6 protein-coding genes are annotated in these 6,000 nt (G+C 58.7%); 4 read left to right on the forward strand and 2 right to left on the reverse strand.

The features are described 5' to 3' along the window. Nucleotides 1–231: 231 nt before the first annotated feature. Entirely contained in the window at nt 232–942 is a 711-nt protein-coding gene (locus tag OC446_RS22890; RefSeq protein ID WP_262031328.1) for a L,D-transpeptidase, read from the forward strand. Nucleotides 943–1,431: 489 nt separating this feature from the next. Here the strand turns inward: OC446_RS22890 and OC446_RS22895 are convergent, their stop codons facing one another. Further along, the gene (locus OC446_RS22895) at nt 1,432–1,626 is read right to left on the reverse strand and encodes a hypothetical protein (RefSeq protein ID WP_262031324.1); all 195 of its coding nucleotides are present in this window, start codon (nt 1,624–1,626) and stop codon (nt 1,432–1,434) included. A gap of 1,015 nt (nt 1,627–2,641) precedes the next feature. Here OC446_RS22895 and OC446_RS22900 point away from each other — a divergent pair. The 3 genes from OC446_RS22900 (at nt 2,642) to OC446_RS22910 (ending at nt 5,488) form a co-directional block, all read left to right on the forward strand. Then, nucleotides 2,642–3,736 carry a replication protein RepA gene (locus OC446_RS22900; protein WP_262031325.1) on the forward strand — a complete coding sequence of 365 codons (1,095 nt, stop codon included), beginning with the start codon at nt 2,642–2,644 and terminating at the stop codon, nt 3,734–3,736. 223 nt (nt 3,737–3,959) lie between these two features. Continuing rightward, nucleotides 3,960–4,967: a 3'-5' exonuclease gene (locus OC446_RS22905; protein ID WP_262031326.1), complete on the forward strand. Its 1,008-nt coding sequence runs from the start codon at nt 3,960–3,962 to the stop codon at nt 4,965–4,967. A gap of 152 nt (nt 4,968–5,119) precedes the next feature. Continuing rightward, nucleotides 5,120–5,488 carry a hypothetical protein gene (locus tag OC446_RS22910; protein ID WP_262031327.1) on the forward strand — a complete coding sequence of 123 codons (369 nt, stop codon included), beginning with the start codon at nt 5,120–5,122 and terminating at the stop codon, nt 5,486–5,488. Nucleotides 5,489–5,605: 117 nt separating this feature from the next. Here OC446_RS22910 and OC446_RS22915 read toward each other — a convergent pair. Then, the coding region (locus OC446_RS22915; RefSeq protein WP_315986532.1) for a DNA translocase FtsK at nt 5,606–6,000 on the reverse strand (395 nt) is incomplete at its 5' end.

Below are 6,000 nucleotides of genomic sequence, written 5' to 3' on the forward strand. Positions count from 1 at the left end.
AATCGAGAAATCGGGTCGAGGACCGTCTTGGATCAGATATGGGACGCGTCTGACTCGACATGCCTCGGACGGTATGGGCCTGACCGGTTCGGTCCATTGGAAGCTCCGCCCCGAAGGCCCGCACTTGCCAAGCGAGCCTTGTGACGGCAATCTCGGCTCAACAAGACGTTCAGCGGGTGCATGCCGGAGCATCGTCTCGTCGGGCAGCAGGACATGGGAATCGGACCAATCATGATTATGGACGGTGAGAATACCGGTGCTGGCGCGACCGAAGGGGTCGCTTTACCTGGGCGTCGCGCGGGGCTTCTCACCCGCCGTTCGTTTCTGGTCGGCTCGGCCGTCGGCGCCAGCGCGCTGGGGCTGGCCGGTTGCGTGACAACCGACGGCATGAGCTTCGCCGAGGCTTCGAGGGTCTACGGGCCAGTGCCCGACGAGAAATTCCCGATCCCGGCCGTCGATGTCAGCAAGGTCGACCCGAAATATTATCGCCGGACGGTTCGCTACGACACCAAAGAGGCACCCGGCACGATCATCGTCGACCCTGCCAATTACTATGTCTACCGCATTGAGGACGACGGAAACGCTACCCGCTATGGCGCCAATGTCGGTCGCGACGGGTTCCGGTGGAGCGGTGACGCCTATGTCGGACGCAAAGCCGAATGGGCGACCTGGACGCCCCCCAAGGAGATGATCAAGCGCCAGCCAGAGGCAGCCAAATACGCCGGCGGCATGCCGGGAGGCCTCGACAATCCGCTCGGAGCCCGCACGCTCTATCTCTATCAGAACGGCGCCTACACGCTCTACACGATCTATGCCAGCAGCGACGCGGAATCCATCGGCTCAGGCATCACGAGCGGCTGCGTCGGCCTCCTCAGCCAGGACATGATCCACCTCTACTCACGAACCCCTGTCAAGACGAAGGTCGTCGTCCTGCCGGCATAGACCAAAGCTCCGCACCCTCGCGGGAACATCCTCGCGCATCGGTATCTCAATGGCCGAAGGCCTTCTTCATGGCCTTCGAGTCGTTATGGACGGCGAGCTTGTCCATGACGGTCTTAACGGCCTTGTGCCGCCCCATCACTTCGACTGCGGTGCCCTTTCAGCTTTGCCAGTCGGTCAGGAATCCTGTTTCAACTGAGCCCGTATCATATCGAGCAACTTCTCCTCGGACATGCTCCGCTCCCAATCGCCGGGGAGTTCGACCCGCACGGATTGTGCACCGCCAGAAGGCGTACAAACCACCTGATAGACGTCAGCCTTCCCATCAACTCGAGCTGCCTCTGTCTTCTCAGGGGCCTTCCCCAGGCCTGAGAAGGCCTGGATACAGGCCCATGTGATTCCGTCCGGGCCCGTGACTTCGCGAGGCATGGGGCTGATCGCTTCTGATGACTGCTACGTCTCGACAACGACGAACCGGCAGCACCGTTCCGCTCAGGCCTCACGCCCGCGTTCACGTTCACGTTCGACACGCCGCAACGCAAGCAGCAGGTCGATCTGCTCATTGGGGATTGGCTCCCCTTCGATCTCTGCGAAGACAGCTTGGAGATGGGCGCCGATCTGATCCCGCGCATCAGAGCCAAGCCGCGGGCGCGGCTCCTTTTGATCCAGATTTCCCTCGATACTCATTGGGCTCCCTATTACTACTCCGCCCCCAAAATTCTGCCGTGAACCAGCCTTGTCGTTTGGGAATGATCCGCAACTATGGTTAACAGATCGCAAACGCCGTTGTTAGAACAGCGGTATGAGTCCAGATCGGTGAGCAGCATCGCGACAGAATAGCGAGTGCGATGAGAGAGCACTTGGATTGAATGACGGTCCGTTTCTTCGCCGAGATGGAGGTGTATCCGCCAGCTGTCACTTTAGGTGCGAACGAAGACAGTCACCTTTAGGATGCCCGGCGCTTGGGTTCTACGAAGAGTTCGATTCGCTTCTCCATTCCGGAGGACGTTGCACGGGCTACCAGTAGGCTGCACGATATCGATGAACAGCTGAAATTTTCCTCCAAAAAATCAAGGAAATCAGCCCATAAGTAAGTATTTGAATCGATTCAGATTCAGGAAGAGTATGAGTCGTGTATATGCAGGGCAGAGAAACTGTCACACTTCAATATCTTAGCCTATTTATTTGCATAGAAGTCTGCGTGCGCGCGTATCGAATTCTGCGTAGCCGTGCATTCGATTCAGCGTATCAAAAACAGCTTCCAATATAGAATTCTGCGTGGACACGTATCCGATTCAGCGCGGCGATCGAGCTAAATGCTTAAAAGACGGTCCAAACTTGCAAGGAAGCTGGCATTGGACTCTGCGTTGCGTCAGAGACCCTCCTTCCAATGGAGCCCGAAACACGACTGTGCTGCCATCGGGATCGAAGCGTATTGAACTCTGCGCGTACTCGATCGAGAGATCGAGGTCCAATTGATCGCATCCAGCGGGCTGTGCGTATTGAACTCTGCGTGTCGTCCGCTCGGCTCCTCTTCCTAGTCAAGGATTGAGAAGCTCCCTTTGGCATGCCCCAGTTTAAACGCGCCTGCTCATGGGTCGACGAAAGCTCTGGATAACTTCCGGTCGGTCGGGACCCTTCGCCGGTTCAGGTGCGTTGCGAGTCCGCGAGCCACCTCCATGCCCATCGAGTAAGAGGCAGTATGAGCGCTGACGAACATCTTGCCATGATCCGAGATGCCGATCTTCTGTTGGAGGTCGAGCGCGCGCGTGGCCACTTCATGTTCAAGACCATCGTCGAACATATCGCCCACAAACAGGAACAGCGAGACGCGCAACAGGCACAGCAATCGGCGGTCGAAGCCCGGCGGGCAGCGATGAGCCGAGACCAAAGACGGCGCGACGCCGTGCGCGAGGTGATCGAAACAACGCCGAGCACCCCTGAGAATATCCAGCACATCCACAGCGTTCTGGCATTGTGCGGTCTCCCCTATCGGGAGCCCAAGGGTGAGCGCGAGTTCTTCCGCGAGTATGGACGGAACACGCTCAGCATCATGGCCGGACGTTTGAAGAACCCTAAGACCGGACAGATGGAGGTTCAGGGGCTCCCCTATGGCCCCAAGGCTCGTCTGGTCCTGCTTCACCTTTGTACGGAAGCAGTCCGCCAGCGCAGTGCCCGGATCGAGGTTGCGGACAGTCTCTCCGGTTTTATAAAGCAGATGGGCTTCCCGGTGACGGGGGGCGAGCGCGGAACCCTGAGGCAATTCAAGGAACAGCTGAACCGGCTTGCAGCCTGTACGATGCAGATCGGTCTCTGGGATGGCGCTTCACGATCGAGCACGCTGAACGTTCCTCCGTTCCGGCAGCTTGATATCTGGTTGACCGGCAACTCCGATCAGGGCCTGCTATGGTCGAACACCGTTCAATTCCACGCAGACTTCTACGACAACCTCATTCAGCATGCATTGCCGGTGGACATTCGGGCTGCACGCGCCTTCTCCGGCTCGGCACGGAAGCTCGATATGCTGTTCTGGCTCGGGTACCGGTTGCGTACTGTGCACCGGCCGCTGAAGCTGACTTGGGACAACCTTCACCAACAATTCGGTTCCGACAACGCGAGCATCAGGAGTTTCAAGCAGGCCTTCAAGGGCGACCTGGCTCACATCAAGGAGGTTTTTCCGCGATTGCGCGTTTCACTCGACGATGCAGGCATGCTCCTGCTTCCAACGGATCCCGGAGAACTTCTCGTCCAGCCTAAACGCCAGAAAGTGGAAAAGCTTTCCGCATCAGCAGCTTAACATCGCAGACTTGGATTCGCCACCGCCAGTCTGCTCGCCTGGATCAGTCGACGTTTCGGAATATCCGCGTTCGGAACGTCGAGTTTCGATGTTTTCAAGGATGTTGGGCTGAAGATGGAGCCGGCACTTTCACTCCGCTCATTAACCCAACGGCGACAGGTCCTGAACCATTGTGTACGGCTTCAGCAAAAACCTCTATCGACCGCCACAGGAGTAGCGCCAAATGCAGGGACAGGCCGATCTGTTTCTCGGAGTGGTCGAGACTGCCTCGCCCACCCAGAAGTCCGCTACCCCTCGCATCCCGGTCAAGCAGCCGGGGCAGAAACGGTCCTTTCGCCTGCATGCTACCGACTTCGAGACTGCGATCGATGCCTTGGAAGGCAGTGGGCAGTACCGCGTTCTGCGCCGCCTCCAACCTCGTCCCATAGTTGGAGCGCGAGTCGCTGTCCCTGGAGAAAGAATCGCCGTCATCGTCGACACCGAGACGACCGGGCTGGATCACACGCGGGACGAAGTCATCGAGATCGGCATGGTGGCATTCTCGTACTACGAGAATGGTCGCATCGGCGATGTTGTCGGGACCTACAATGCCTTGCGGGAGCCGACGATCCCGATCACGCCTGAAATCACGCGTCTAACCGGGATCACGCCCGAGATGGTGAAGGGGCAAGCGATCGACTTGGATGACGTCGAGGCGTTCATCCAGCCCGCTCACCTGGTGATCGCTCACAACGCCCGCTTCGACCGGCCCTTCTGTGAGCGCGTAGCCCATGGATTTTCGCTAAAGGCCTGGGCCTGCTCCCATGCGGAGGTGTCCTGGTCGGATTTTGGCTTCGAAGGCTCGAAGCTCGGCTACCTGCTGTCTCAGTGTGGGTGGTTCCATCAGGGCCATCGTGCGGTCGAGGACTGCCATGCCCTTTTGGAAGTTCTGGCGGCGCCGCTCCGCGGGGGTACAGGTTGTGCCATGTCCCACCTGCTGGCTTCGGCCCGGAAGGCCTTCGTGCGAATCTGGGCGGAAGGTGCCCCCTTCGACTTGAAGGATAACCTCAAGAAGCGGGGCTACCGATGGAACGACGGCACGAACGGTCGCCCGAAGTCCTGGTTCATCGAGATCGACGAGGATGCCTATGAGGCGGAAATGAAGTTCCTGCGGCAGGAGATCTACCGCAGGGGCGTAGAGCCGTTCACGCAACGCATTACGGCGCTCGAGCGGTTTCGCGCTGTCCCATGACTCCGCATGCCGCTCGTTTCTCTTCGAAGCACAGCGCTGGACGTCGGGAGCGTCGATGGAGAAGGCACCAGAGGCCTGTCACTCGCATCGGACGAACACGCTCAGGTTTTGGCGACGTCAGCGAGATCGTGCGGCAGAAGCTGGGCTCCGCCATGGGCGTGACCTTCATGACCATCGAGGACGAGACCGACGTCGCCAACCTCGTGATCTGGTCCAAGGTGTTCGAGAAGCAGCGGCGGCTGATCTTGTCGACGAGCATGATCGCCTGCCGGGGAAGGCTTCAGAGCGAAGGCGAATTCCTTCATCTGATCGCCGAGCACTTCATCAACCTGTCCGAGCTCCTGCGCTCGGTCGTGATTCGTGATGGCGCCCTTCGTGGACGCAGCGGACGCGGGAACGAGGCAAGGATCGGCACACGTGACAGGGTTCGCGGCGGTTCACAAGAAGCCAATCAACCACCGTATACAATGTCAGAACGTGACGAGAACACCATCAAGGTTGGAAGCAGAAATTTCCACTGATCAAAAATCTAACCCGGGTCCCGAGCTTATGTCTGAAGGACAAGTGCGCCCTGGGTCATCTTCCGAAAGGCAGAGGTCCCGTACATCCACGGGATCTCTGCTCAAGGTGTCGTTGCCTTAATCTTCTAATTCCCCACGCAGAATCTCCCGCTTGCCAGCATGGTTAGCTGGACCCACAATTCCTTCCTTCTCCATCCGCTCCATGATGGAAGCCGCCCGGTTGTAGCCAATCTGCAGCCGGCGCTGGATGTAGGATGTCGACGCCTTTCTGTGCCGCAGGACGATACCGACCGCCTGCTCGTAGGCATCTCCCGATCCCAAACCTGCATCGTCGTCATCAACAGGCAACTCCGGAACCTCAAGTTCATCCGGTGTCTCATCATCCGCCGTGACGGCATCGAGATAGACCGGTTCACCCTGGCCCTTGAGGTGTGTGACGACTTTCTCCACCTCAATATCCGAGCAGAACGGCCCGTGCACGCGCGTGATCCGCCCGCCCCCGGCCATGTACA

This window comes from Microvirga sp. Mcv34, from assembly GCF_024519725.1.
Lineage (GTDB): Bacteria > Pseudomonadota > Alphaproteobacteria > Rhizobiales > Beijerinckiaceae > Microvirga.

What these genes read in the sequence shown, in the direction of transcription:
- OC446_RS22905 (WP_262031326.1), top strand. Translation starts at nt 3,960, where the DNA reads ATGCAGGGACAGGCCGATCTGTTTCTCGGAGTGGTCGAGACTGCCTCG.
- OC446_RS22900 (WP_262031325.1), top strand. Translation starts at nt 2,642, where the DNA reads ATGAGCGCTGACGAACATCTTGCCATGATCCGAGATGCCGATCTTCTG.
- OC446_RS22895 (WP_262031324.1), bottom strand. Translation starts at nt 1,626, where the DNA reads ATGAGTATCGAGGGAAATCTGGATCAAAAGGAGCCGCGCCCGCGGCTT.
- OC446_RS22910 (WP_262031327.1), top strand. Translation starts at nt 5,120, where the DNA reads ATGGGCGTGACCTTCATGACCATCGAGGACGAGACCGACGTCGCCAAC.
- OC446_RS22890 (WP_262031328.1), top strand. Translation starts at nt 232, where the DNA reads ATGATTATGGACGGTGAGAATACCGGTGCTGGCGCGACCGAAGGGGTC.